At 68.8% G+C, this 26,681-nt stretch carries 21 protein-coding genes; 7 read left to right on the top strand and 14 right to left on the bottom strand.

Features of this window, described 5'->3' with window-relative positions:
* Positions 1-453: a response regulator gene (locus tag VFV19_17735; GenBank protein ID HEX4826145.1), complete on the bottom strand. Its 453-nt coding sequence runs from the start codon at positions 451-453 to the stop codon at positions 1-3.
* A gap of 32 nt (positions 454-485) precedes the next feature.
* Here VFV19_17735 and VFV19_17740 point away from each other — a divergent pair, with 32 nt between their 5' ends.
* From VFV19_17740 to VFV19_17760, 5 genes are read left to right on the top strand one after another with little or no spacing between them, the layout of a single operon-like run.
* Positions 486-1,754 (top strand): ATP-binding protein, encoded by a 1,269-nt coding sequence (locus VFV19_17740; protein ID HEX4826146.1) that lies wholly within the window; start codon positions 486-488, stop codon positions 1,752-1,754.
* Positions 1,754-3,154, top strand: a complete 1,401-nt coding sequence (locus tag VFV19_17745; protein ID HEX4826147.1) for a sigma-54 dependent transcriptional regulator — start codon at positions 1,754-1,756, stop codon at positions 3,152-3,154. Before VFV19_17740 ends, VFV19_17745 begins: the two co-directional genes overlap by 1 nt.
* A gap of 55 nt (positions 3,155-3,209) precedes the next feature.
* Positions 3,210-5,159, top strand: a complete 1,950-nt coding sequence (locus VFV19_17750; GenBank protein ID HEX4826148.1) for a cytochrome c3 family protein — start codon at positions 3,210-3,212, stop codon at positions 5,157-5,159.
* Positions 5,143-6,414 carry a cytochrome c3 family protein gene (locus tag VFV19_17755; GenBank protein HEX4826149.1) on the top strand — a complete coding sequence of 424 codons (1,272 nt, stop codon included), beginning with the start codon at positions 5,143-5,145 and terminating at the stop codon, positions 6,412-6,414. Before VFV19_17750 ends, VFV19_17755 begins: the two co-directional genes overlap by 17 nt.
* A gap of 5 nt (positions 6,415-6,419) precedes the next feature.
* Positions 6,420-7,283 carry an NHL repeat-containing protein gene (locus VFV19_17760; GenBank protein ID HEX4826150.1) on the top strand — a complete coding sequence of 288 codons (864 nt, stop codon included), beginning with the start codon at positions 6,420-6,422 and terminating at the stop codon, positions 7,281-7,283.
* Here VFV19_17760 and VFV19_17765 read toward each other — a convergent pair.
* The 7 genes from VFV19_17765 to VFV19_17795 form a co-directional block, all read right to left on the bottom strand.
* Positions 7,250-8,884, bottom strand: a complete 1,635-nt coding sequence (locus tag VFV19_17765) for a peptidyl-prolyl cis-trans isomerase (GenBank protein HEX4826151.1) — start codon at positions 8,882-8,884, stop codon at positions 7,250-7,252. The two genes, VFV19_17760 and VFV19_17765, sit on opposite strands and share 34 nt — an antisense overlap.
* Positions 8,881-9,966, bottom strand: a complete 1,086-nt coding sequence (locus VFV19_17770; GenBank protein HEX4826152.1) for a hypothetical protein — start codon at positions 9,964-9,966, stop codon at positions 8,881-8,883. The genes VFV19_17765 and VFV19_17770 overlap by 4 nt, the downstream gene beginning before the upstream one ends.
* Complete coding sequence (locus VFV19_17775) at positions 9,938-10,519, bottom strand: GNA1162 family protein (protein ID HEX4826153.1); 582 nt, start codon at positions 10,517-10,519, stop codon at positions 9,938-9,940. Before VFV19_17775 ends, VFV19_17770 begins: the two co-directional genes overlap by 29 nt.
* A gap of 9 nt (positions 10,520-10,528) precedes the next feature.
* Positions 10,529-12,694, bottom strand: a complete 2,166-nt coding sequence (locus tag VFV19_17780; GenBank protein HEX4826154.1) for a hypothetical protein — start codon at positions 12,692-12,694, stop codon at positions 10,529-10,531.
* Entirely contained in the window at positions 12,691-14,034 is a 1,344-nt protein-coding gene (locus tag VFV19_17785) for a hypothetical protein (GenBank protein ID HEX4826155.1), read from the bottom strand. The genes VFV19_17780 and VFV19_17785 overlap by 4 nt, the downstream gene beginning before the upstream one ends.
* Positions 14,035-14,137: 103 nt before the next feature.
* A complete protein-coding gene (locus VFV19_17790) occupies positions 14,138-15,409 on the bottom strand; it encodes a hypothetical protein (GenBank protein ID HEX4826156.1) in 1,272 nt (423 codons plus the stop codon).
* A gap of 14 nt (positions 15,410-15,423) precedes the next feature.
* Entirely contained in the window at positions 15,424-16,371 is a 948-nt protein-coding gene (locus VFV19_17795) for a hypothetical protein (GenBank protein ID HEX4826157.1), read from the bottom strand.
* A 195-nt stretch (positions 16,372-16,566) separates the two neighbouring features.
* On the opposite strand from VFV19_17795, the gene VFV19_17800 reads away from it, so the two are divergent.
* Both VFV19_17800 and VFV19_17805 read left to right on the top strand, forming a co-directional pair.
* Positions 16,567-19,344 carry a fused MFS/spermidine synthase gene (locus tag VFV19_17800; protein HEX4826158.1) on the top strand — a complete coding sequence of 926 codons (2,778 nt, stop codon included), beginning with the start codon at positions 16,567-16,569 and terminating at the stop codon, positions 19,342-19,344.
* A 121-nt stretch (positions 19,345-19,465) separates the two neighbouring features.
* Positions 19,466-19,759 (top strand): hypothetical protein, encoded by a 294-nt coding sequence (locus VFV19_17805; GenBank protein HEX4826159.1) that lies wholly within the window; start codon positions 19,466-19,468, stop codon positions 19,757-19,759.
* On the opposite strand, the gene VFV19_17810 is transcribed toward VFV19_17805, so the two are convergent.
* The 6 genes from VFV19_17810 to vorB are packed head-to-tail and all read right to left on the bottom strand — an operon-like array spanning position 19,756 to position 26,600.
* The gene (locus VFV19_17810) at positions 19,756-20,403 is read right to left on the bottom strand and encodes a response regulator transcription factor (GenBank protein HEX4826160.1); all 648 of its coding nucleotides are present in this window, start codon (positions 20,401-20,403) and stop codon (positions 19,756-19,758) included. The two genes, VFV19_17805 and VFV19_17810, sit on opposite strands and share 4 nt — an antisense overlap.
* Before the next feature lies 1 nt (position 20,404).
* Positions 20,405-22,021 (bottom strand): ATP-binding protein, encoded by a 1,617-nt coding sequence (locus VFV19_17815; protein ID HEX4826161.1) that lies wholly within the window; start codon positions 22,019-22,021, stop codon positions 20,405-20,407.
* Positions 22,005-22,724 (bottom strand): cytochrome b/b6 domain-containing protein, encoded by a 720-nt coding sequence (locus VFV19_17820; protein HEX4826162.1) that lies wholly within the window; start codon positions 22,722-22,724, stop codon positions 22,005-22,007. The genes VFV19_17815 and VFV19_17820 overlap by 17 nt, the downstream gene beginning before the upstream one ends.
* Positions 22,721-23,779: a cytochrome c3 family protein gene (locus VFV19_17825; protein ID HEX4826163.1), complete on the bottom strand. Its 1,059-nt coding sequence runs from the start codon at positions 23,777-23,779 to the stop codon at positions 22,721-22,723. The genes VFV19_17820 and VFV19_17825 overlap by 4 nt, the downstream gene beginning before the upstream one ends.
* Positions 23,780-23,781: 2 nt before the next feature.
* Complete coding sequence (locus VFV19_17830; GenBank protein ID HEX4826164.1) at positions 23,782-25,200, bottom strand: 2-oxoacid:acceptor oxidoreductase family protein; 1,419 nt, start codon at positions 25,198-25,200, stop codon at positions 23,782-23,784.
* Complete coding sequence (gene vorB, locus VFV19_17835) at positions 25,197-26,600, bottom strand: 3-methyl-2-oxobutanoate dehydrogenase subunit VorB (protein HEX4826165.1); 1,404 nt, start codon at positions 26,598-26,600, stop codon at positions 25,197-25,199. The genes VFV19_17830 and vorB overlap by 4 nt, the downstream gene beginning before the upstream one ends.
* Between the last annotated feature and the right edge of the window lie 81 nt (positions 26,601-26,681).

A 26,681-nucleotide genomic window follows, 5' to 3' on the forward strand; every position in this document is an offset into this window, starting at 1 on the left:
TCACGCTCGCGTGTAGCGGTGGACCGTCGCCATGAGGTCGGCGAGCGCGAACGGCTTCAGGAGAAGGTCCTCCGCCCCCTCTCCGATCGCTTGCTCCGCGGTCAAATCCGTCTGCGATCCGGTGACGAGGACCACCTTCGTCGAAGGATCGGCGCGCTTGACCGCCCGGAGAACGTCGAAGCCGTCGGAGTCGGGGAGCCCGATGTCGGCGAGGACGAGGTCGTAGTGGCCCCGACCGAGCCGGTCGTAGGCCTCCGCGGCGCAGGCGGCGGTGTCCAGCCGGTACCCGTCGCGCTCCAAGACCAGGACGAGGTTCATCCGCACCAGCCGGTCGTCCTCGACGAGCAGGATTCGCGGGTGGTCCATGGGAATGAGAGAAGGCAAGACCCGCGCCATCGCGATGTGCGCCGCCGACCACACTTGTGCCGCCGGGTTCTGCGGGTTCTCACGCACTCCTGCGGGATATGGCGCTACGATTTCCGGTGGTGGCGCTCCTCCGGCCGGTCAAGTTCTGGCACTTCCTCGTCGTTCCGCCCGTGGCGATGGCGGCGGTCCTCGGCGTGTTCCGCCTGATCGATCGCGCCGTGCTCCCTGCCGGGGCCGTGCCGGGCGAGGCGTACCACACGGCTCGCACGGTCCTGATCAGCGTCTCCATGGCCTCCGTCATCGCGGTCCTCGTGATCCGGTACCGGACCGGCTACGAGGAGGCGCTCGAGGAAACCCGCGACTTTCTCACCCGCATCATCGAGTCGACCGCCGACGGGATCGTCGTGCGGGACGCCGACGGGAGGGTCAGGTCGTGGAACCCGGCTGCGGAGGCGATGTTCGGTTGGACCGAGGCGGAGATGGAGGGACAGACCCTCGAGCGTCTCGTCGTTCAGGCGGGCGAGGCGACTCGGATCGACGCGGACCTCCGCGAGGGCCGCACCCTCCGAAACCTCGAGGCGAACGGCGTCCGGAAAGACGGCTCACCGGTCACCTTCGCGCTGACCGTCGCGCCGCTCCGAGACGCCGCGGGGGCGTTCACGGGAACGACCGGGATTGTCCGCGACATCACGGCGCTCAAGCAGATGGAGCGCCACTACCTCGAGCGGGAGCGGCTCGCCGCGGTCGGCGAGCTGGCGGCGATGGTCGCGCACGAGGTCCGGAATCCGCTCGCGGGGATCCGAGGGGGGTGCGAGATCCTCCTCGAAGGCTACCCCGAGGGCGACACGCGCCACGACATCGGCGTCGAGATCATCCACCAGGTCGACCGACTGTCGCGGACGGTCCACGACCTCCTGACGTTCGCACGGCCGCGCGCCCTCGACAGGGTGCCGATCGATCTCCACGCCCTCATCGACCGGATCCTCCAGAATCTCCGGGACGATCCGGCGAACGCCGGGATCGAGGTCGTGCGAGACTTCGCCGAGGAGCCCCTGGTGATGCAGATTGACGGGCGGCAGATCGAGCAGGTCGTGCTCAACCTCGTCTTGAACTCGATCCAGGCGATGAAGTACCGCGGCCGGGTCACGATCACCACGGCGGCCACGGGCGACGAGCTCCTCCTCTCGGTCGCCGACACCGGCCCCGGGATCCGGCCCGACAAGCTCGAGCAGATCTTCCAGCCATTCTTCACGACGCGATCCAAGGGCACCGGCCTCGGGCTCGCGATCGTCAAGAAGATCGTCGAGGCGCACGGAGGGCGGATCGACGCCGCTTCGCCGGGCGGGTCCGGCGCGGTGTTCACCGTGACATTGCCGCGCGAGGCATGATGACGACTGACATCCGCGAGAAGATCCTGATCCTGGAGGACGAGAAGCTCCTCCGCATGACCCTGCGCAAGCGCCTCGAGGACGCTGGCTACCAGGTCTTCGAGGCGGAGACCGGCCGCGCGGCGCTCGAGCTGATCGGGGACGATGAGGGGCAGGCCGACCTCCTGCTCCTCGATTTCAGGCTGCCGGACATGACCGGGATCGACGTGCTGAGGCGCGTGCGCGAGCTGCACCTCGACACCTCCGCGATCCTGCTGACGGCGTTCTCGTCGATCGGGAGCGCGGTCGAGGCGATGAAGCTCGGCGCCCACGACTACTTGAACAAGCCGGTCGACTACGAGGAGCTGCTCGCGACGATCGCCAAGGCGCTCGAGACGACGCGTCTCAAGCGCGAGGTCCGCCGGCACCGCACCGATCTCGTGCGCCAGTACGGCATCACCAACATCGTCGGCCGCTCGAGGGCCACCGAGCAGATCCTGGCGATGGTCCGCAAGGTCGCCGATTCCGCGGCCTCGACCGTCCTGATCCGCGGGGAGTCGGGGACCGGGAAGGACGTCGTCGCGAAGGCGATCCACTACGCGTCGAGCCGTGCCGCGAAACCGTTCATGAACATCACCTGCACGGCGCTCACCGAGACGCTCCTCGAGTCCGAGATGTTCGGGCACGAGCGCGGCGCCTTCACCGATGCGAAGACGCTGAAGAAGGGCCTGCTCGAGGTGGCGAACGGCGGCACCGTCTTTCTCGACGAGATCGGCGACATGGGCGCGCAGCTCCAGTCGAAGGTCCTCCGCTTTCTCGAGGAGAAGACGTTCAAGCGGGTCGGCGGCTCCGCCGACATCCGGGTCGACGTACGCGTCATCGCCGCGACGAACCGCGACCTCGAGAAGATGGCGCGGACGGGGACGTTTCGCGAGGATCTCTTCTATCGTCTCAACGTCGTCCCGATCGATCTCCCGCCCCTGCGCGAGAGGAAGGACGACATCCCCGACCTCGTCACGCACTTCCTGGAGACCTTCAACCGCGAGTTCAAGAAGCAGACGAAGCGCGTGACCCCCGAGGCGATGGCGTGCCTCGTCCGGCACGATTGGCCCGGAAACGTGAGGGAGCTCCGGAACGTCATCGAGCGGGTGATGATCCTCGAGAGCCGCGAGGAGCTCGACGTCACGGACCTCCCGGAGGAGATCCTCCAGTCCCCGGCGGAATCGACCGGCCCGCCGCCGGCGAGCGCGGCGCAGGTCATCCGTCTCCCCGAGGAGGGGGTCTCCCTCCAGGACGTCCAGTTCGAGCTCGTGCGCCAGGCGCTCGAGCGCACCGGCGGCAATCAGTCGAAGGCGGCGCGCCTACTCCGGATCAGTCGCGACGCCCTGCGCTACCGGATGAAGACTTTCGGACTGGGTTAGGACGATTTCGACCCTTTTCCTTTGTTATAGTCCCGCGTCCGGCGGGAGGATCCTCGTGCGCACCATCCGCGGCCGCGCGGCGTTCGTCGCGATGGCGGTCATGTTCGTGCTGCCTCCCGCCTTCGCCGCCGCCCCGCGAAAATTCGAAGCCAAGGCCTGCCTCGATTGCCACTCCGCCTTCGCCGAGACGCTGAAGCCGCTCTCCGTCTTCCACCCGGGGGTCAAGGACGCCCAGTGCGAGACCTGCCATCTGAGGCACGGGCTCGTCGGCAAGCTTCTCCTCAAGAAGGACGGGAGCGCGCTCTGCGTGTCCTGTCACTCGAAGGAGTCGATCGGCCTCGACAAGCCGCACATCCATTCGGCGCTCAAGGGCGGTGAGAAGTGCACGACCTGTCACGAACCTCACGGCTCGAAGGCCCCGGCGCTGCTCCGCGCCGAAGGAGCGGAGACCTGCTACACGTGTCACGACCGCAAGCCGTTCGAGCGGAAGGACGTCCACGCCGTCCTGAAGACCACGGGATGCAAGGCCTGCCACGACGCCCACAGCTCCGCCGAGCCCGCACTCCTGACGCGGCCCAAGAAGGACCTGTGCATCTCGTGCCACAAGCCCGAAGACGCGAGCTTCAAGAAGGCCCACGCCGACTACCCGGTCGCCTCCGCCGACTGCATGGTGTGCCACGATCCGCATTCCTCCGATCAGCCCAAGCTCATGAAGGGCTCCGCGCACGCGCCGGTCGTCTCCGGATCGTGCGACTCCTGCCATGCGGCGGCGGATGCTCCGAAGCCGTTCGAGGTGGTCAAGAAAGGCGCCGAGCTGTGCACGCAATGCCATGACCTCGACGACCTGAAGGGGGGGGGAACGCACCTTCACGCACCGTTCGAGGCCGGCGACTGCGCCTCGTGCCACGATCCGCACGCCTCGCAGCAGGAGAAGCTGCTCGCGCGCCCGGGCGCCGAGCTCTGCGGCGCCTGCCACGCCGACGAGACGAAGAAATTCCCGTTCCCACACGCCGCCGTCGACGGTGGCTGCATCACTTGCCATCGGCCCCACGCCGCGAGGCAAGAGAAGCTGCTCGACAAGCCCGTCGCCGACACGTGTATCGCCTGTCACGAAGACATCGGGACGGCGCGCCGGGCGAAGGTCCAACACGCGCCGGTCGCCGCGGGCGACTGCACGGCGTGCCACAACCCGCACGGTGCCGAAATCCCCAAGCTCCTGAAGGACCGTGCCGACCGGTTGTGCTACGGCTGTCACGGCGATGCCGAGGTCGCTTTCGCGAAGAGCTCCGTCCATCAGCCGGTCCTCGCCGGCGAGTGCGCCTCCTGCCACCTCGTCCACGGCGGCCCCGAGCCGAAGCTCGTCAAGAAGACCGGTGCGGACCTGTGCGCGACGTGCCACGCCGCGCTCATGAAGGAAGACAAGAGCGAGACGACCCATCCTCCGTTCGCCTCGGGCGATTGCGCGACCTGTCACGACCCGCACGCCTCGAGCCAACCGGGCATGGTCGTGGACGCGCAGGAGACGCTCTGTCTCGCGTGCCACTCGGAGCTCGACCCGTCGGCCAGGGGGGTCAAGAGCCGGCACGCGGCGTTCACCCAGGGCAAGTGCACGTCGTGTCACAGTCCGCACAAGGCCAAGCTCCCGAAGCTGCTCCTCGCGCAAGAGCCCGATCTCTGTCTGAGCTGTCACGGCCCGATCGGCGAGGCGCTCAAGGCCGGAAACACCCACCCACCGGCGGAGAGCCAGTGCACGACGTGCCACCAGCCTCACTTCGCGTCCGAGCCGCGACTGCTCGTCGATCGCCAGCAATCGCTCTGCGCCGGGTGTCACGACGTGAAGGAGGCCGCGTTCACGAAGGCCCACCTCGGCATCGACCCGTCGGTCATGAATTGCGTCCGCTGCCACGATCCTCACGGCTCGAAGGACCCGAAGCTGTTCAAGCCCGAGGTCCACGCGCCGTTCGCCGCGCGCTCGTGCGAGGAATGCCATGTCGTCAAGCGCTAGGCTCGCGGTCGCGCTCGCGATGATGCTCCCGGCCGCGGCGCTCGCGGCCGACGACCCGACGGCGAAGTTCCACCTCAAGCCCGGGGCGGCGGGAACGATCTGCCTCGGCTGCCACGCCGATTTCCAGGACGTTCTCAAGAGGCCCCACGTCCACACACCCGTGAAGGCCGGCAATTGCGCCGGATGTCACGACCCGCACGCCTCGACGCACGGCAAGCTCCTCGAGGACGACCCCTCGAAGATCTGCGCCTCCTGCCACGGGTCGATGATCCCCGAAGGGGCGAAGAGCACGCACGCCGCCGTGGTGGAAGGCAAGTGCGTCTCCTGCCACGACCCGCACGGATCGCCGAACAAGGCGAACCTCGTCCGCGCGGGGAACGAGCTGTGCCTCGGGTGCCATGCGGACATCAAGGCCGGCCTCGACGCGGCGACACACAAGCACGGGCCGGTCACAGAGAGCTGCCTCAACTGCCACGACCCGCACGCGTCGAAGACCGCGCCGTCGCTCCTCGCGAAGGCACCGCCGGCGCTCTGCACCGGGTGCCACAACCCCTCGCAGCCCGGGTTCGGCAAGGCGCACATGGGGTATCCGGTGGCGGCGTCGAACTGCCTGTCGTGCCACGATCCTCACGGCTCGCCGAACAAGGGGATCCTCTGGGCGAGCGTCCACGCGCCGGTGGCGAACAAGCAGTGCGTCCAATGTCACGGCGCTCCTCCGGCCGCGGGTCCCGTCGTCGCCAAACGGCAAGCGCCGGAGCTTTGCCGCGGGTGCCACAACGCTCTCTTCGTCGAGATCGAGGGGAAGAAGCGCGTCCACGCACCGGTCCTCGAGCCGAAGTCGTGCGCGAACTGCCACACGCCGCATGCCTCCAAGGCCGACAAGCTCCTGCTCGCCCCGCAGAAGGCGCTGTGCGGAACTTGCCACGCTGATTCCGTGGCGCGGCAGGCCAAGTCGCTCGTCAAGCATCCCCCCGTCGACGAAGGCCAGTGCTCGACCTGCCATGCACCGCACGCCGCCGACGAGACGTTCCTCTTCGAGCAGGCGAACGTCATGGACCTCTGCGGCGCCTGCCACGACTGGAAGAACCACTCGGCCCATCCGATCGGGGAGAAGGCGATCGACAAGCGCAACCCGAACCTGACGGTGAGCTGCCTGAGTTGTCACCGCTCGCACGGCACCGCGTTCAAGTCGTTCCTCCATGCCGACCCGAAGAACGAGCTCTGCACCCAGTGCCACATCGAGCTCGCGAGGTGAGCGCGATGAGGAAAGCCGCTTGGGTAGCGTTGCTCGCCTTCGGCAATTTACGGGCGGCCGAAGTCCTGAAGCTGCGTCCGACCGGGGTCCTCTACGCCGATGCTGCGGGGGTCGCGCTGAGCAAGCCCCAGGGGGTCGGGTGCGGCGTCGGCGCGTTCGTCGTCGCGGACAGCGGAAACGGCCGCGTGATCGAGTTCGAGATTTCGGGCGCCCTCGTGCGGACGACCACCGCGTTCGCCGTCAAGGAGATCGCCTACCCGATCCGCGCGGACCGCGGAAAGGACGGCACGCTGTTCGTCCTCGACGGGAAGTCGAGGCGGATCGGAAAGATCAAGGCCGACGGATCGTTCGGTGGCTGGATCGAGCTGGAAGGGGCGGTGATCGGTTTCGCCCTAGCGCCATCCGGGAACGTCTACGCCCTCGATCTCGCGGGCCACCGCGTCGTCGTCCTCGACCCGGCCGGTGCGGGGGCGCGCACGATCGCGCTTCCCGCCGACGCGCGTTTCCCGGTCGACGTCGCTCTCGGCTCCCACGAGACAGCGTACGTCGTCGACGCGGTGACGAAGCGCGTTTACGGCGCTCGAGCCGAGGACAAGGAGTTCGCGCCGCTCGGGAAGTCGCTCGTCGAAGATCTCGACTTCCCCGGGGCCCTCGCGACCGACGGCGGCGGCCGCCTATTCGTCGCCGATCAGGACGGCGGCGGCATCGTCATCGTCGGCGCAGACGGGTCGTTCCGGGGCAGGCAGTCCGCCTTCGGGTGGAAGGACGGCTACCTACGCTGGCCCTCCGGACTCTGCGTAAGCGGCAAGACGGTCGTCGTCGCGGACCGCGAGAATCAGCGCGTCGAGGTCTTTACCGTCGGAGAGTGAACCAGCGCCTTCAGCTCCGGCTCCGTCACGAGCATCTTCACCTGGGACGCGGCGCGTAGCTTCGCGACATAGGCTTCGAACGCCGCCTGTCGCTTCTCGCCGGAGAGCTTTCCTCGGATGCCACCTGCGACGTCGGCGAGGGGTTGGGTGTTGCCCGTGAAGAGATCGCGCACGAGCACGACCGTAGGCGGCCCCGTCGGCGGCGCGACCAGCCGGTATTCCCCCGCGTGCGCTCCGGCGAGCGACTCCTTGAGCGCCGGAGGCAACTCGTCACGGATGACCGGCGTGACGGGGATGCGAGCGTCCGCGGGCACGGCGGAGGGGTCGAGCCTCCCGTTCGCGTTCCCCTTCATCCACGCGACGTCGGCGCCCGCGCGGAGCTTCGCGAGCGCGGCCTCCGCCGCGGGGCGAGAATCGAACGCGACGGCGTCGAGCCGGATCATCTCCGGCTCCGTGAACTCCTTCTTGTGCGAGGTGTAATAGGCCTGGACCTCGGCATCGGTGACGCTCACATCGGTCGCCAAGACCTTCCCGACGAACGCGCCGAAGAGCAGCTCGCGCCGCTTCTCCTCGAGCAGGGCGAGATAGGCAGGCTTCTTGTCGAGCCCGAGCCGCTTGGCCTCCTTGATGACGACGCGCTTGGCGATCAGGTCGTCGAGGATCTCCGACTTACGACGGTTGAGCTTCCCACGACCGCCGGCGTTCTCGGTGCCGTGGAACAGCCGTTTGCGGAGCGCGCCCGCGATCTCGCCGATCGTGATCGGCACCTCGCCCTGGATCGTCGCGACGGTGCGCTGGTCCTTGAGGAGAGCCTCGAAACCGGGCTCCTTCGCATCGAAATCGACCTGCAGCATCTTCCGATCGACCTTCGCGTATTTCGCGCGCAGCTCGTCGACGTAGGCGGAAATCGTCGCGGTCTGTGCTCGCTTCGCCACCTCGGCCTCGGCCTGCTCATGGAGCCCCGGGTCGTTCACTTGGCGCCGCTCGACGAGCCGCGTCACGGCGAACTGCTCACCCATCGCGTACGGCGCCGAGACCTGCCCCGGCTGGAGCTTGGCGAGGACGTCGATCACCTCCGGCTTCAGCTCGGACATCTTGATGAACCCCTCGCCCTCGTCGATCTGCCCTTGGCCCTTGGCGGCGGCTTCTTTGATCGCGGCCTCGAAGTCCTTCGCCGCGACGAGCTGCTTCGCGTCCCCCTCTTTGGCCACGAGGATCGACCGCATCCGCACTTCGGTCGCCATCGCGCGCTCCATCGCCGCCACCGCCTTCGGGTCGGGCTTGATGGCGGCGATCCGCGTGGCGAACAGGCCGTCGCGCAACGTGTCCCGTTCGAAGACGCCGAGCTGATCCTTGACCTCGAGGGCGTCGTCGAGACCCATGCGGTCCGCCTCCTGCACGACGAGGGTCACCTTGATTCGCCGGTCGAGACCACGCCAGGGATCGGGATCGGACGCGCCGTCGAGATCGGACGCCAGTTGATGGAGCGTGATCGCGTCACCGTTGACGGTTGCGAGCTTGCGGTCCACGGGGGCGGTCGCCGAGGCTGCGGGGAGCGCGAGCACGAGGCCGACGAGCGCGGACGGGACGGAGCGGTTCATGGGTGAGCTTTCTCCAGTTGGACGAGGACGCCGCGGACGAGGTCGGAGGTCAGGAGGACGCCGGAGCGGACCCAGCGCGTGTCGAACCAGCGAAGGCCGTCGTCGCCTGCCGCGTAGCTGAACGACGACCAGACGACCCGGCGTGTACGTGCGTCGATCGCACGCGCCGAGAAACCGGAGGATGGGCTGCCCGGCGAGAGGCCGAGCGGGTCGTACTGCGTGATGCGGCCGGACACGACGATGTCGACGTCGAGGAGGGCGCGCACCGTATCGACCTGGGCGAGGGAGACTCCGTCCTCCTGGATGACGCGGGTATCGAGGAGCGCCTGGCGAACCACCCCGGGCTCGACGATCTCGTACGCGGGGTCCTCGGAAAGGTGGCGTACGAACTGGAGGGCGAGCAGATCGCCGAGCCCGCGGTCGGGACCGTCCGTGAAGAACGGGAGCACCGCGACCCGCCGCCGCGCGGGGACGTCGCGCGGAGCCGTCGCCGCCAGCGAGCGCGGGAGGAACCGCTTCTCGACCTTCCTCGACGAGGACGGCCGGCCGCGCGCGATCGAGACGGCCAATTCCTCCGCCGCCATCGCGAGCAGGTCGTCGGCGTTCTTGCCGAGTCCGAGCCCGAAGGCACCCGGCTTCTCGAGCGCATGATGCGCCGTGCCGTCGGCCCACAAGATCGGCGCCTCCGGCGTGGCCCCGACGAGACGCGCGGTGAGCGCGACGCGCGGCATCTCGCCTTCGTGCCAGTCGTCCACCGCGGTCACGAGGATCGCCCCCGCGCCCGCCTCCGTGCCGAGCGCCGCGGCGATCGGCCCCGACACGCCGGACACCGATCGCTCCCGACGCGCCCGGAGGACCGCCTGGACCCGCTCGGCAGGCACGAGCGCGAAACCGCGCGCGACGAGCGCGGCCGCGAGGGCGTCCGTGATGCGGTCGACCGGCACCCCGGCGTTCAACGTGTCCGACGCGGGGAGGAGCGCGATCGGCACATGGCCCTCCGCGGCGTGGACTTCGGCCGCGAGGAGGAAGAGGAGTCCGGCGAGTAGGCCGGTCCTACTTGAAGAGCTTGTCCAGCAGGTCACGGACCGCCTCGGTGGTGATCTCGTCCATCGGCTCACCGCCGCCGCCGAACAACCGGTCGGCCGCGGAGACGCCGCCTCTCGTCGAGGCCGCGCTCCAGACGACGCGGCCGGTCTGCGTCTCCATCATCTCGACGCTGATCGAGACGACGTTCGCCGACGCCGTTCCCGATCTCACCTCACCGTACTCCCGGACGACCCCGGTGATCACGGCGTCGACCTGGAGCAGCTTCCCCAGATTCGTACAGTCCTCGGCGGTCGGCGTCTGCGGCTTGGTGAGCCCCGCTCGGTCGATCCCGCGCGCGACTTCACCCGGAGGGAGGACGTAGATCGAGCCCCCCGCTTGGAGCATCGTGCTGAAAACGTCGCGGACGCGCTCCCCGGCCGCAGGCGTCTGGGCCAGATTCGTGAAGGGGAGCACGCCGACCTTCTGGACGAGGCTGAAGTCCATCTTCGGGTCGTGAAAGGTGACCTCGGCCTTCCGGTGGGACGAGCAAGCGGAGACCCCGAACACGATCAAGACCGCCGTCGCGCGTGCCGTCCAGCTCGTTCTCATCTCTTCCCCCTAGAATCCGAAATGCAAGGTTGCGGCCAGGATCGACTGGTGGGTCCGGCCTACGGTCGAGTCGGTCGTCAGGTCCTGGTACGAGGCTTCGACATAGGTTGCGCCGTTGACGTTCCAGCGGAGGTTCGGCGTGAAGGTGCGATCGACCTCGTCGCTGAACGTATCTCGATTTTCGCTGTAATTCAGACTCAAGCGGAACGTTCCTCCCGGAAACGGCGACCAGCTCGCGGCGAAGGCGTCGATGGTCCGGTCCGCTTCGAGGGTGCGCTGCTCGAAGCGACGCGAGGCGAACAGGTAGATCGAAGGCACCGGGTCGTAGGCTACCGCGACTTCCTCGTAGCGAACGACCTGGGGACGGTCGGGCACGCCGGCGGCGTGGATCGTCGAGTCCCGATCGTCGAAGTTCAAGTTGACCGTCAGGGTCGGATGCGGCACGAACATCCAGCCGACGTGATACTGGGTCGTATCGGTCGAAGGTCCGTTGGTCACCTGGTTGTGGGACTGCCCCAGGCTCACGTTGAGATCGACCCCGTGGTAGATCGCGGCGTCCGAGTTCAGGAAGACCCCGATGCTGTCGGTCGCGAGGCCGCTCCGGTCTTCGTTCGTCCCGCTCAGGGTGAGGCTGTTCCGGAGCGTGTCCAGGGGATTGGCGTACACGGACGCCGTGTAAACGTACGCGGACCGTCGGCCGCCCTGGTCTTCCCCGTCCTCGCGGGTCACGCGCGAGAAGAGCGACCAGACGTCCGTGAACTGCCTCTGGAACGAGAGCCCGTTCGAGAAGGTCCAGATCGTTGGGCTTCCGGTGGTCGTCGCGGCGTAGAGCCCCGTCTCGTAATAAAATCCCACGTCCTTGAGTAGACGCAGACGCGAATTCGCCTGGAGCAGATTCCGTGTGCGGGTCGTCGTGCTGCTCGCCGATCCGGAGGGTTGCGCGAGGAAGAGCTCGAGCTCGGTGACCAGGATGGTTGGGTACGACGAAGCCGAGGGGACCGACGGGATCAGCGGCCGGACGACGACCTTCAGGTAGCGCGTGTTGACCGCCGGGAAGCGCAGCTCGAACCGGGTGTCGAACGGCCCGAACGGTGCCGTGGCGACCGTCGCCCGAGGCAGCCAGTTCGTCCCGTCGTCGCTCGTCCAGATCCCCCACGAGAAGCGGGAGGAGATCTCGGGCGGCAGGTCGCGGTCGACCCAGACGCGCGCCACGTTGATGCCGACCGGAAGGCCGAGGTCGGCGCCGAAATTGCGCGGCCGCGAGTCCCCGGCCGGCGGCGGCAGTCCGAGGTTGATGCCCGTTCCGACCAGCGTGTTCCCGTCGATGAGGGCCGGGAGGGGTGCGAGGGTTCCGTCGGCCGGCGTGTCGTCGATGACGAAGCCGCCCGTGACCGGGAAGATCGGAATCAGAAGCTCGCCGGTACCGGCCGAGTCGACGGTCACCTTCCGCCAAGCTCCGTTCCAGTTCGCGCTCACGTCCCAGCGGTCGTCGAAGAAGAGGTCGCCGAAACGCGCTTCGCCCGAATGCGTCATCGTCGTGAACTCGGTGGAGCGGATCCGATCGTCGTCGCGCTCGAGCAGCCCGCGATAGTAGAGGCGGGTCGAAGGCACGGGAGTGTAGTCGGAGGTGAGCCGAAATATGTCCTGGGTGACGTCCACCAAGGTCTTCGTCGCGTCGCGATCCTCGGTGCGCGAAAGCTCCGCGCGCAGCGACGGAAGTTCCGCGGGATACCAGCCGGCGACCCCGAGGAAGGTGTCACGCGTGAGTTGAAAGGTCGCCAGCCCCTCGGCGCGCAGCGTGTCCTCGTTCCGGTACCACGACAGCTCGCCGATCACGTATTGCGAGCGGAGCGCGAAACGCGCGAACGGCCGGAGCCGGGTCGTGGCGACGTCGCGCGAGAATCCCGAGTCGGCGAGGGTGCCGTCGGTGCGCTCGTAGAATCCGCCGATCTGCATGAGGAGGTTGGGGAACAGACGGCGTGTCCACGTGGCGTTCGCCCGCCGCGTGAACGCCGTGCCGTTCTCCTCCACGGACAACGCCGCGGGTGGCTGAAAGGTGAACGCCGAGTCGGAATAGGAAAGCTCGACGTACCCGGTGAGATCGCCGGCGAAGGACGGCCTCAGAAAGGCTCCCGCGGCGACGAGGACGACGGCAACCGTCCGCCTCCGGGTCATTGCGCATCCACGAACCGCAAAGCGACCGGATCGGGACCAACCGCCGCACGCGTCTGGAGCCGCCGCCCGGAGTTGCCGAAGAGGTCGGCTTCCCGGGGTCCGGCGACCAGAACGCCGAGGGCGTTTCCTTCGTTCTCGAGGGCGAGGTAGACGGCGTCGCCGGAGAGGGTGATCTCGTCGACCGGGAGGAACGAGCCGGGATCGAAGACCTCGACCTTTCGCTGGCCGGCACGCGCGAGAAGCACGCGTCCCGTCTTCGGCTCGACCTCGAGCGCTCGGGCGCCGTTGCCGACGTACACCCGCCGAAGGACCGAGAGCGACGGCGCATCGACGACCAGGAGATACGGCGAGTCGCCGTGCGCGACGTAGAGGAATTCGCTCGAGCGTCCGCCGAGCCGCGCCTGGACGGGCCCCGCGTCGGTTGCGATCGTCCCCGCCACGGTGCGCGCGTTCACGTCGACGACGGTGACCGCCGTGCCGCGCTCGGCGACGACGTAGGCTTTGCGGCCGTCCGGCGCGATCACGACGCTCACCGGGCGCGCGCCGACGGCGACACGCTCGGTCTCGACCGCCGCGATCGTGTCGACGAAACTCACGGTGTCGGAGCCGGCATTGGCGACGAGGAGCGTGCGACCGTCAGGGGTCACGGCGACGTCGGCAGGGGCGTCGCCACCCCGGAGGATGACGCGCTCGCGCACGCGCTCCTCGAGGAGGTCGACCACCGCGACACCGTCGTCCCCCCTGAGGGCGACGTAGGCACGGAGGTGCGCAACGTCGATCGCGATGCCTCCGGGTCCGCGCCCCACGGGGAGGACTTGGGCGACGCGGCCGGAACGCTTGTCGAACAGCTCGAGCGCATCCCAGGAGGCCACGCTGACGAGCCCGAGAAGGCCGCTCGCGATCGCTGGAGGTTTGGCGAGCACCAGAGGCGGCGCGGGAGCGCCGGGCGTCGCCGCGGGCGGCGCGCCGGCGAGGAGGACGGTTCCCATGTCCGCGATCGCGAGGAACGGGAACGGAACGTCGACCGCCGTCTCGGGACCGGTGTGCAGCTCGAGGCCGGCATACGGGCCGGGCGGGATCCAGCCCGTGAGCCATGCGTGCTCCGCGTCGGGCCGGGATCCGGCCGGGATCGAGGCGACCTCGAGCGGTGCCAGGCCACCGTCTTCGCGGCGAGCGAACACGGCGTCCGCCGGCGGCGCGCCGCCGCGCGCGAACACGAACAAGCTCGCAGCGCCCGGCGCCCTCGCGGGATGGGCGTCTCCCGTCCCGCGATGCGCGCCCGCGCATCCCGCGAGCGCACACGCGAACGCCGCCGCGCCGACCGCAGAGCGTAACCGCACCCGCTTTCTCCCGCCGCGCATCATAGGGGATCGACAAAAGCAAAAAGGGGGCCGATCGAGATCGGCCCCCCTTCGGGTCACGACGCCCTCGGGCGTCAGCGGCCTAGTCTTGAGCGTGGCACTTGTTGCAGAGCACGCGCTGATACGTGGCGAACTGCGTCACGGGCCGATCGTAGTAGGCAGCCTGCATCTCGGCGCCCAAGCGGCCGCGCGAGAACTGCGGAACCGTCGGGGTCGTATCGGTGCCCGGATACTGGCCGTTGTAGACCATGAACTCGCCTTCCATGTTCCATCGGAGCATCTCGGGGAAACCCGACGCGTGCGCGCGGTGGCAGGAGAGGCAGGTGACCTGGTCGCTTCCCAACGGACCGCCGACCGCCGTGTTGTCGTTCTTCGCAAGGGTCGCCAGGAGTGCATAGCTCGTGACGGTCGACCCCTCCGCGAACGGAACGAGCGAGTTGAACGAGCTCGCGCTCGTGCCGGTGAGATTACCGCTCATCACGTAGGCGTTGTAGGTGTCGGCGACGCCGGAGAGGGCCACGTCCGTCGGGTGAACGTAGTTGCCGCTCGAGTGCATGTCGCCGTGGCAGGTCGCGCACCAGGTGCCCCAGTTCTCGTGGCCCGACTGGGTGATGCCGGCGGTCGACCCGTACGCGGTGCGGACCATGTTCGTCGCTTCGGACTGGTTGTAGGTTGCGGGGGTGACGGCCGGCGGGTTGCCCTGGAAGGTCACGCCATCGGTCGTGTAGCCGTTACCGTTCAGGAGGCGGTAGACGCCCACTGCCTGGCCGGCGGCCGGGGTGACGCTGTTGTTGTAGGAGCCCGATCCGATGATGGCGGCGCCGGTCGGCGAGATCGTGCCGTCGCTCAGGCGGCGGTACTTGCCGTGCGGGTTATGGCAGCTCGCGCACCCGAGTTGAGCGGAGGGGTACGTTCCGCCCGGCGAGGTCGGGTTATCGGTGTCGACGGTGTAGCCGAAACCGGTACCCGACGCGACGATGTTGTGTCCGTGGGTCTGCCCGGCCTCGGTCGTTGTCGTCCCGCGAACCGTGAACGTGTACGTCTTCTTGAGCCAACCGAAGTCACCGCCGGGCGTGCGCTGACGCGGCGCAGTCCCCGACGGCATGTCGGCATCCGCGGTGCTGATGTGGTAGCTGCTCGGCGTCGTGAGCCCCGACTGCTGGTGGCAGCTCAGGCAGGTCGAGCTCGTGTCGGGCCCGATGAGCAGGTGGGTGCCCGCGGGATCCGGAGAGTGCATGCTGTGGCACCCTCCGCACTCGGCCACGCCGCCGGAGTGGAACGCATAGACGTTGCCGAAGGCAACGAGCGCCACCGCCGCGGTGAGGGCCACTAGACCGAATCGGACGGATCTCATCGCTTCCTCCTTGATCATGACGCGGCGGCGGTCGCGAAGACCGCGACGCCGCCGTTCCCTAGCTGGGAGACGTACACCTTGCCGGACGCGCCGACGGCGAGATCGCCGGGGCGGACGAGACGCTTCGCGGCCGCTCCGCTCTGCCCGAACTCGCGGACGAACCGAAACGACTCGTCGAAGACCATGACGACGTTGCGCAGGCGGTCGGCGACGAAGATGTTCCCGCGATCGTCCGCTGCCAGCCCGGAGACGATCCCGAAGCCGCCGGCGCTCGAACCGACGCGGCCGAACGTCGCGACCGTGCCATCCGCCGCGACCTGGTAGACCTTGAATTGCGTCGGCACCGCGAAGAGCACCGAGCCGGACGCTTCGAACGCGAATCCGCCGAGCCCGAAGCTGCCGCGATCGCCGGAGGGAATTCCGGCGACCGCGGCCAGATCCAGCGTGCGGATCCAGGCTCCATCGGGGCTGAAGGAGGCGGCGAGCATCTGATCGGTGCTGACGAGCCAGATCGCTCCGGCCCGGAGCGACATGCGGTTGGGGTGGAACCCGGCCAGCTCCGCCGGAACGGCGAGCGTGAGCGGATCTTGCATCCGGCCGCGGTAGTCGGCGCGAACGATCGACCAAGGAGCGCCGTCGACGCCCTGGCGGTGAACGAGGAGCAATAGATCGCCGCGGGCGTCGACCGCCAGGCTCGTGAGCTGCCAGGCGGAGGGATCGACGACGAACCGGTAGACCTGCATCCCGGATGCGTTGAAGATCCGGACCTCGTTCGCGAAGATCGTGTACGTCTCGTCGTGGGCCGCGTCGGCGACCACGAGGGCGTCGGAGCACGGCACCGGGCCGGTGAAGTCCGACAGTTCGTAGAGTCTTCCGGCTTCCACGGGTCCCGCAGCCCGCCCGACCGAGCACACCGCCCCGAGGAGGATGGCGGCGGCGGCGTGCATTGGGCGGCATCTCATGCCCTTCTTCACAGCAACCGCGATGCCACGAAAACACATCGCGACGGAGACGGATTCGAGTGTTTCGGGCCCCCGTCGCGGAGACCCTGCGTGATATGCCCCACCGCGCTGCGCGATACCCCGCATGAATCGAATTCCGGCCCGGATTTGTCCGGAATCGGCGCGGGGCGCGTGCGCTAGCATCCGGCCGCCGCCATGACGCCTCTCCTCTACCTCCTCGTGTTCTTCTCGGGCGCGGCCGCGTTGATCTACGAGGTCGCCTGGGTGCGATCGCTGAGTCTGGTGTTCGGCGGCTCGCACCTCGCCGTGACGGTCGTGCTGTCCGTGTACATGGGAGGCATCGCGCTCGGAGGATGGCTCCTCGGCCGCCGTGCCGAGAGCGCCACGCGTCCGCTTCGGCTCTTCGGCCTCCTCGAGCTGGGCATCGGGATCTCCGCCGTCGCGGTGCTCGGCCTGCTCATGGCCTATCCGTTTCTCTACGAGCCGCTCGCGCGCCTCGCCGAGACCGATCGCGCGTGGCTGACGTTCCTTCGCACGCTGTTCTCCTCGGCAGCGCTCCTGGTTCCGACGACGCTCATGGGCGGGACGCTGCCGGCGCTCGAGCGTGCCGCGCCGGGTCGGCTCGCCGCGATCTACGGGATCAACACGCTCGGCGCGGTCGCGGGCGCCCTCGGCTCCGGCTTTCTCCTCCTTCCGGTCCTCGGGGTCCGGGCGACGATCTTCGCCGCGGTCGCCACGAACGCCGCCGTCGGCCTCGCCGCGATCGCGCTCGCCGCGCGGTTCAGGACCGGGGTTGCGGCTCCGTCACATGCTCTTGCGGAACTCGAGCTGACTCCCGTCGTCGTCGGGATCGGTGTCAGCGGCTTCTGCGCGCTCGGGTACGAGGTTCTGTGGACGCGGATGCTCACGCTCGTCCTGGGGACGTCGGTCTACGCCTTCACGATCATGCTCGCGGCGTTCCTGTTCGGCATCGGCCTCGGCAGCCATGCCGAAGCGTGGTTCAAGGCGAGGCCGCTGAGGGCGTTCGGGATCGTTCAGCTCGTGATCGGAGTGTCGGCGCTCGGCGTCACCTTCCTCATGCGCGACCTGCCGTCGCACGCCGTCCGCCTGCAGGGCGCCTTCTCGGGGACCGTCTCGACGGAATTCGCCGCGCGCCAGGCGGCGAGCTTCGCGATCGCGTTCGCCACCATGTCGGTCCCCGCGTTCTTCATGGGCGTCGCGTTCCCGCTTGCGGCGGAGAATGCGCCGGTGAGGCGCGTGCTCACCGTGAACACGGTCGGCGCGATCCTCGGAGCCGCGGCGAGCGGATTCGTCTTGATCCCGGCGTTCGGCATCGAGCGCGCGCTCCAGATGCTCGTGACCGTCAACCTGGGCGTCGGCGCCGTGGTGCTGACCCACGCCTGGCGCGGCAGGCCGGCGGCGCGCGCGGCGACCCTCGCGACGGCGGCGGTCGTGGCCGCGCTCGCCATCGTCCCTGGCTGGGGCCGAGCGTGGAACGAAAAGTACTTCGCGATCTTTCGCAATACGCAGCGCAACGCCTTCGACTCGGCCGAGCGGATCGAAGACGCCCTCGAGAACACCGACGTCCTCTACTACGCTGAGGGCGCGAACGAGATCATCAGCGTCATCCAGCCACGCGGCGGCTGGCAATCGTTCATCGTCAACGGCCGGCCGGAAGCGACGACATCGCCGATGGACATGCAGTGCCAGCGCACGCTCGGACATCTTCCGATGCTCCTCCACCCGCACCCGCGGCGCGTGTTCGTCCTCGGCACCGGCACCGGAATGACCCTCGGCGCGACGTCGGTCCACCCGGGAGTCGAATCGATCGTGCTCGCCGAGATCGAGCCGAAGGCCCTCGTGGCCGCACGCACGTTCGCTGCCTGGAACCACCGCGTTCTCGACGATCCGAGGCTCCGCATCGTCTTGAACGACGGCCGCAATTACCTCGCGACGACCGCCGAGACCTTCGATGTCGTCACCGCCGACCCGATCCATCCCTGGTCCGGCGGTGCGGCGTACCTCTACACCGCGGAGTATTTCCGCACCGTGGCGCGGCACCTGAACCCGGGCGGCATTGCGTGCCAGTGGCTGCCGATCTACGAGCTGACGCCGGCCGACCTCGCGATGGTCGTGCGCACGTTCACCGAGAGCTTCCCTCACACGATGATCTGGCTCACCCACTACGATGCGGAGATCGTCGGGGCGAACGCGCCGATCGTCCTCGACGAGGAAGCCCTGGCCCGGCGCCTCGCCGTTCCGGCGGTGGCCCAGGATCTCGCTGCAGTCGAGATGGGCACGGTCGACGACTTCCTGAGCTTCTTCCTCGCCGGCGACCGCGGCGCGCGCGCGTTCGCCGCCGCGGGGCGCGTCAACACCGACGACAACCTCGCACTCGAGTTCTCGGCCCCGCGCTCGATGGGCGTGGCGGAGATCATGGGAGACAACGTGCGGGCGCTCGCCGCGATCCGCGAGCCCGTTCCCGTCCCCGGTGCCACACGGCTCGACGAAGCGGCGAAACTCTACGATCCCGCGCACGCCCTCTTCCTCTGGGGCGAGTCGGACGGCGCCCCGTTCCAGGAGCTTCAAGCCAAGCTGGCGACGTCGTTCCCGGAGTACGCGCCGTTCCGCTTCCTCGAGAGGGAGGAGCGGGCGCGTCTCGCCGCGATTCCGCGGGCGATCGACGAGGCGACGTTCCGCGTGCGCACGCCCGTGGGCGCCACGCGGACGCTGACGGTGTCGGCGGTGACGATGCGGATCGGAGAGCGGCGTGCGGTCGCCATGTTCGTCGACAACGAGACGCACACGATCTTCGGCCAGCGTTACTTCGACGGCTCCGCGGAGACGCTCGACCGCGACGTCGCCGGCTTCGCCGGCACGACGCTCGGCGACTTCCGCGCTTCGTACGCGCGCCTCGGCGACGTACCGGCCGAGGCGGCGGTGGTCGACGCGTTCAAGTCCCGCCTCCGGTAACCGTTCCCGGCGACTAGGGAATCGCTCCCGGCCTACCGGGGCGGACGCCCGATGGGGATGCGACCGTTGCGATCGTAACCTCCTCTTGCGAGAAAGAACGAACGGACGCGAGGAGGTTCCGATGAGCACGAAGAGAGCGGGCGATGCGGTGAAGGCGGGCTTCTACTTCAATTTCCGGACCTGGGAGATCCACCTCCACAAGACGAGCGGCGACGCGTTGCCGGGCAGCCCGGACGAGCGCTATACACGGATCCCCGCGGTGGCCCTGCTGCTCCTGGGCCCGGTCATGGGCTTCTTCTTCGTGATCTTCCTTCCGTTGATCGGCTTCGCGCTCGTGGCTCGCGAGATCGGTCGCCGTGCGCTGGCCCTCTTGGGACGGAAGGCCGAGGTCAAGCCCAAGCCGGTGAGCCGTTAGACCCGGATCACGCCGCGCTTGAGCGCGAAGCGGATGAGCTCGGTCCGGTTGTGGACGTCGAGCTTCTCCATGAGGTGCTCGCGGTGGGCCATCGCGGTCTTGACGCTGATGTCGAGCGTCTCCGCGATGTCCTTGTTGGACCGTCCCTCCGCGACGAGCTTCAGGACCTGCTTCTCGCGATCGGTCAGCGCGTCGTAGGGATCGCCTTCGGCCCGATCCGTTCCGTGCGCGTCGCCCCAGGCCTCGCGCGCGATCTCGGGGTCGAGCACGAGCCCCCCGCGATGAGCCGCGCGGATCGCGGCGGTCAGCTCGGACGCCGCCGCCCTCTTGAGCACGTAGCCGGCGACGCCTGCCTTCAGGAAGCGGGCCACGTACTCGCGATCGTCGTACTGCGTCAGGACGAGCACCTTGACCGCCGGCTTTTCCTTGCGGATGGCGAGCGTCGCCTCCAGGCCTCCGAGGCCCGGCATCGCGACGTCCATGAGCACGACGTCGGGATCGAGGCGGCGGACCTCGCGGATCGCTTCTTCCCCGTCCTCGGCCTCGCCGACGACCTCGATGTCGTCGGTCACCCGCAGCAGCGCCTTGACCCCCTCGCGCATGAGGCCGTGATCGTCGGCGACGACGACGCGGATCTTGGGCATCTCAGGCCGCCTCGGGGATCGGGACGCGGAGGGTCACGCGGGTCCCTCCACCCGGCGATGACGCGACGTGCGCCGTCCCGCCGATCAGCTCCATCCGCTCGTGCATGCCGAGGATTCCCAGTCCGCGCCCCGAGGCCGACGGCTCGCCCACCGATTGCGTGTCGAATCCCTCGCCGTCGTCCTCGACGTCGACCTCCAGCACGTGGTCCGAGGAAGCGATCTCGAGGAGCACCTTGTCGGCCTGGGCGTGCCGGGCGACGTTGCTCATCGCCTCCTGGACGGCTCGGAACACGGCGATCTCGACCTCGGGCGGCAGATGCTCGGGCACGTCGTCGAATTCGCAGCGGACCTGGATTCCCTGCGCCGCGAGGTGGCGCTGTGCCATCCACCGGATCGCGGCGACGAGCCCGAGGTCGTCCAAGATCGACGGCCTGAGGTCGTAGATGATCCGGTGCAGCTCGTCGAGCGAGCGATCCGCCATCGCGGCGGCGTCTGGCTGAGCCTTCGGGTCGAGCCTCATCTTGAGCGCGGTGATCGTCTGGCAGGTCTCGTCGTGGAGCTCGCGCGCGAGGCGCTTGCGCTCGTCCTCTTGCGCCGAGATGACCTTCCGCAGGAGCTTGCGACGGGTCTCGTCTCTGGCGAGCGCGACGCGCATCGCCTCGAACGAGCGGCCGAGCCGACCGATCTCGTCACGACTCAGCGTCGGGACCGGATGGAGGAGATCGCCGGCCTCGATGCGCGCGGCGGCGTTCTCCAGCTGGGCGAGCGGCCGCTTGACGCTGCGGGCGATCCCCCACGCGAAGACGACCGCGAACGCCGCGAGCGCCGGCGTGAGGATCGCCAGGCGACGCTCGAGCGCGTGGACCGGCGCGAAGACCTCGGACTCCGGCTGCGAGAGCACGACCCGCCACGGAAGAATGGTCAACGGCCGCTCGACGACGAGCTCACCCGCGCGGCCCGGCGTCCCCGCCATGACGCCGCCGTCGGCATCCAAGAGCGCCAGGTGCGCCGAGCCGGAGAGCGCGACGCGCGGCGTCAGCGCCGTCCATGCCGCCGCTTGCGTGTCGATGAGGCCGACCGCCGCCGCGGTCGTCCGCCCGCTCGTGCCGCGCAGGGGCACGACGGCGACGTGGCGCGGGTGCTCGTCCCCGCCCGCGGAGCAGACCACAGGCATTCCGGTCCGGATCGCCTCGCGCACTTGGGCACAGCGGGCGGCGGCCTCGCTCGCGGCGGGATCGGCGATCCCGCTCTCGGAGAGGATCTCTCCGCCGGCATCGATCACGAGGGCGCCGGAGAGGAGCCGCGAGCGGAGTCCCGCTTCGCGCAGCGCGTCCCGTTGCGCCGCCCGGAGGCGGCCCGATCCGTCGGGGCCGGCCGGGACGGCGGCGAGCGCTTCCAACATCTCGCGCACGCCGCGCTCGACCTTTTGCGTCGCGCTCGCCACCAACGCCTCGCGCTCGCGGAGCAGCGCGTCCCGCATCGCGGCGAGGCTGGCGAAGCTCGCCGACCCGAGGAGGACGACGGGGGCCAATGCCGCGACGAGGACGAGGATCGCCACCCGGGTCTGGATCCCCCGGTCGACCGCGGGCTCGTGCGGAGCTTCAGGCGTCCTTTCCATCGTGGACGAGCTCCGGCTCGTGCTCGGTGTGCGGCCGCTCTCCGGCCAAGCGCGCGAGCTCGAGCGGATGCTCGTGCTCCATGCGGTGACGGCTGATCTTCCCGTTGAAGATGGTGAGGTCGAACGGGAAGACGTCGGGGTTCAGGTGCGCGTTGTAGATGTGCCAGGTGATGACGACGAGGAAGGCCATGAGCCCCTCGTTGCTGTGCGCGACCTTCGCGACCGGGATGACGACCCCCGGCAGGAACGAGGTGACCTGGAGGGGCATGTACAGGACGAGCCCCGTTCCGACCATGAGGAGCCCGCCCATGACGAGCCCCCAGTATTCGAACTTCTGGCGGTAGTCGAACCGGTCGAACCGTGCCTCGGCGTCGGAGAGGCCGAGGTAGTACCGGAGCGTCTTGATCGCGTCGGCGAAGTCCTTACGCCCGGGGACCATGCTCGGCCGGGACTTGCCGCTCAGCACGAGCGCGATCGCGGTGCCGAGGTGCACCGCGGTCAGCACCGCGAAGAGGATCCCCGCCAATCGGTGCACGAAGCGGGCGATCTCGACGCCTCCCATGAGCCGGATCGTCGTCTGCGCCCACGCCGCACCCGCGAACTTCTGCGGGAATCCGGTGACCGCGAGCACGAGGAACAGGATCATCACCGAGAGGTGCTCGAGGCGCTGACGCAGCGAGAAACGGAGGAATGTCTCCTTCATCGGTTCACCACGACGCGCCAGAGGTGGAGGAGCACCTGGAGAACCAATCCTCCGATGATGAACGGGATGAAGACTCCGTAGAAGATCTTCACGCCGTAGACGAGCGGGGTCTTCGCAAAGCTCGGCTCGTAATGCGAGAGCCACGCGTCGGGAAACGACTCCGAGGCGTCGGGATGGCACTTGCGGCACGTCTTCACGAGGTTCGCGCGCAGCACCGGAGACCGGGCGTCACCGGTCTTCGTGATGTCGTGGACGCCGTGACAGTCGATGCAGAGCGCGGTGACGGGTGCGCGCCTCTCGGCCGAGCTTCCGCGCGCGCGGCTGAGCGTCGACGTCACGCCGTGGAAATCGGAGAGGTACGTGTCGACGACGGCGGTCGACAGGCCGTACTTGGCCATCATCGTCTTGTCGGTGTGGCAGTGCGCGCACAGCTCCGGCGTCTTGACGATCCACGATTCCACGCGCGGATCCGAGATGTCGTGCGCGCGGTGGCAGTCGGTGCACACCGGGACGTCGGGATTGCCATCCGCCATCGCCTTGCCGTGGACGCTCTTCAGGTAGGTGTCGGCGACGTCGGGGTGGCAGCCGGAGCAGGTGTCGGAAATCCGGGACCGCGGCTTCGCGGCTGGGAAGACGTCGTGCGCCCCGTGGCAATCGACGCACCCCGGGGCCGCATCGTTCCCCATCGCGAACTGCTTGTAATGCACGCCGCCTTGCGAGAGCGCGTACTTGTCGAAGTGGCAGGCCTTGCAGGCGTCGCGAAACCCGGCGTGGAACTCCGCCGTGGATTTCACGTTTCGCTCCGGATGCGGGATCTCGTCCATCCCCGCGTGGCAGTCCGTGCAGCGCAGGTCGCGCGCGTGGATCGAGGAGGCGAAGGCGGCGCGATCGACGAAGAGCGGCAACTTCTCTCCTCCCGGCAGCTCGACGCGCGCGTCCTTGTCGCCGTGGCAGCTCATGCACAGATCGACCTCCTGCTCGATCGGCGTGACCGCAGGAGCCGGAGCCGACGCGGCCGCCGCCGCGAGCAGGAGGACGGGGAGGAGCGGAGCCATGGTCAGCGCTCCGCGACCGCGCGCGCCCCCCAGCGGAATGCTTCCTCGTTGAGCGGAATCATGGCGCATTTCGCTTTGAGCGCGTGCCGGATCGCGGTGAGGAACGTCTCGCCCGGGAAGATGGTCGTCGCCGCTTGGAGCGCTCCCAGGGCGACGACGTTCTTGACGAGCGCGCGGCCGAGGTCCAAAGCGATGCCCGTCATCGGAACGCCGACGAGCCGCACCCCTTCCGGGAGCTCTGGGGGCTCGGCGATGACGGAGCTGTCGTAGAGGGCGATCCCGCCGGGAGCGACCTCCGGACCGAACTTCGCCAGGCTCGGCGCGTTGAAGGCGACGAGGACGTGCGGGTGCGGCGACGCCGGATTCAGCACGTCCTCCCGCGCCACGTGGACGTCCGCGTAAGACGTCCCGCCGCGGGACTCGGGACCGTAGCTCGGGATGTGGGTCGCGTCGAAGCCTTCGTTGATCGCTGCGCGCGCGAGCAGGAGGGCTGCGGTCTGGGCGCCGTCGCCCCCCGCCCCCGCCAGCTTGAGCGCGACGTCGGACGGGTCGAGGTGCACCGGGAAGCCGGTGCAGAACCGAGCCGGACGCTCGTCGCTCGCCTCGACCGCCGCGAAGAGGCGGGCGATGTCGTGGCTCGGCCGAACGGGCACCGGATGCGACGGGGTCGCGACGTCCTTCTTGACCCCGAGCGGGAAGACCTCGGTCATCCGTTCGCGCACCCACGCCTCGGACTCGACCGCGGTCATCCCGAGATGCGTCGGGCACTCGGCGAGGACCTCGACGAACGAGAAGCCGCGGTTCTCGACCTGCAGCGTGAGCGCTTTCTTGATCGCCTTCTTCGCGCGCGTGCGCTGCTTGTTGTCGTACAGCGCGACCCGCTCGACGTAGATCGGACCGTCGAGGCCCGCCATCATCTCGGCGACCTTGAGCGGCTGCCCCATCCCGAGGGGGCGCCCCGAAGGCGTCGTCGACGTCGACTGGCCCACGAGGGTCGTCGGCGCGAGCTGACCGCCGGTCATGCCGTAGATGGCGTTGTTGATGAAGATGACCGAGATGGGGATCCCCGTCTGCGCCGTGCTGACGATCTCGGCGAGTCCGATCGACGCGAGATCGCCGTCGCCCTGGTAGCTCACCACGATCGCCTCGGGATTGGCGACCTTGTGCCCGATCGCGACCGCCGGCGCGCGTCCATGAGCGGCTTGCGTGTTGCCGACGTCGAAGTAGTAGTAGAGGAAGACGCTGCACCCGACCGGGGAGACCGCGACGGTCCGGTCCTGGATCCCGAGCTCGTCGATCGCCTCCGCGAGGTACTTGTGCGCGAGTCCGTGGCCGCAGCCGGGGCAGTAGTGCGTCGATTGGCCCTTCAAGCCCTCGCCGTGCGCGTGCCGCGTAAAGCGCTCGTAGAAGATCGTGCTCATCGGGCCGCTCCTTCCAGGGCCAGCACGCGATCGACGATCTCGCGCTGCTGCGGGAGCACGCCGCCCATGCGGCGCACGCTCGAGATCTCCGCTGCCGTCGACACTCCGGTCTTGCTCAAGGCGAGGCGCAGCTCGTCCTCGAGCTGGCCGGCGCTCGCCTCGACGACGACGAGGCGCCGGATCCGCTCGGCCACCGGGCTGAGCGCGTCGATCGGAAACGGCCACAGCGTGATCGGCCGAAACAGCCCCGCGCGAAGGCCGCGCGCCCGGAGATCGCGCACGGCGCCCTTCGCCATCTGCGCGGGCGTGTTGCAGGCGACGAGGACGACCTCCGCGTCGTCGCACAGAAACAGGTCGGCGCGCTGCTCGCGCGCCGTCATGAGGGCGTACTTCTCGTTGAGCCGCGCGTTGTGCGCCTCGAGATCCGACTCGGCGAGGAAGATCGAGCAGTTCAAGTTGCCCCGGTGGCCCGCGTCGCCCCAGACGGCCCACGACGGCAGTCCCGGCGTTAGCACCTCGGCCGGCAGCGAGACCTTCCCGGTCATCTGTCCCAGGTACCCGTCGCCCAGGATGACGACCGGATTCCGGTAGCGGAACGAGAGGTGGAACGCGAGCATCGTGACGTCGAGCATCTCCTGCGGGGTCGAAGGAGCGAGGACGATGGCGAACGTGTTCCCGTGCCCGAGCCCCCGGCACGCGAGCTTGATGTCCGATTGCTCCGGGGCGATGTTGCCGAGCCCCGGGCCTCCGCGCATGACGTTCACGAAGACGCCGGGTAGCTCGGCGCCGATCATGTAGGAGATCCCCTCGAGCATGAGCGAGAACCCCGGGGACGACGTGAACGTCATGCAGCGGAGCCCGGCGCCGGAGCAGCCGTACATCATGTTCACGGTGGCGGTCTCGCTGACCGCCTGCAGGAAGACGCCGTCGAGCTTCGGCAGGATCTTCGCCATCAGCTCGGCGCCCTCCGTTGACGGCGTGATCGGATAGCCGAAGAAGTGACGGCAGCCGGCGAGCAGCGCGCCGATCGCGGATGCGTACGTGCCCTTGACGACCAGCGGCTCGGCAGCCGGAAACGCCATCCCGAGATCGGGGACGTCGGGTGCGGCCGCCGGCGCCGCGGTCCGTGGCCCGAACAGTCGTGCGGGATCCTGCACCTCGTGGTCGGTGGTCCCCGCGGGAGTCGCGGCGAGACCGTACGGCTCGGGGCAGGCGGACAGGCAGAGTCCGCAGCCGTTGCACGCTTCGAGGCTCAGGACGACCGGCGCCAATCCGGTCTCGGGATGGATCTTGGTCCCGAGCGTGATGCAGTGCTTCGGACACGCGTCCAAGCACCGGCCGCATCCCTTGCAGAACTGTGGAAGGAGGAACGGCTTCGGTCGCTCGCGGAGCTCGGTCATGCGGCGACTCCTTTCTCCCTGCTGGTCGATCAAGCTAGCGCGATCGGTGACGGCGTTCCGATCCGAAGAGAACGCTTTTGT

It is taken from the genome of Candidatus Polarisedimenticolaceae bacterium, assembly GCA_036275915.1.
Lineage (GTDB): Bacteria > Acidobacteriota > Polarisedimenticolia > Polarisedimenticolales > DASRJG01 > DASRJG01.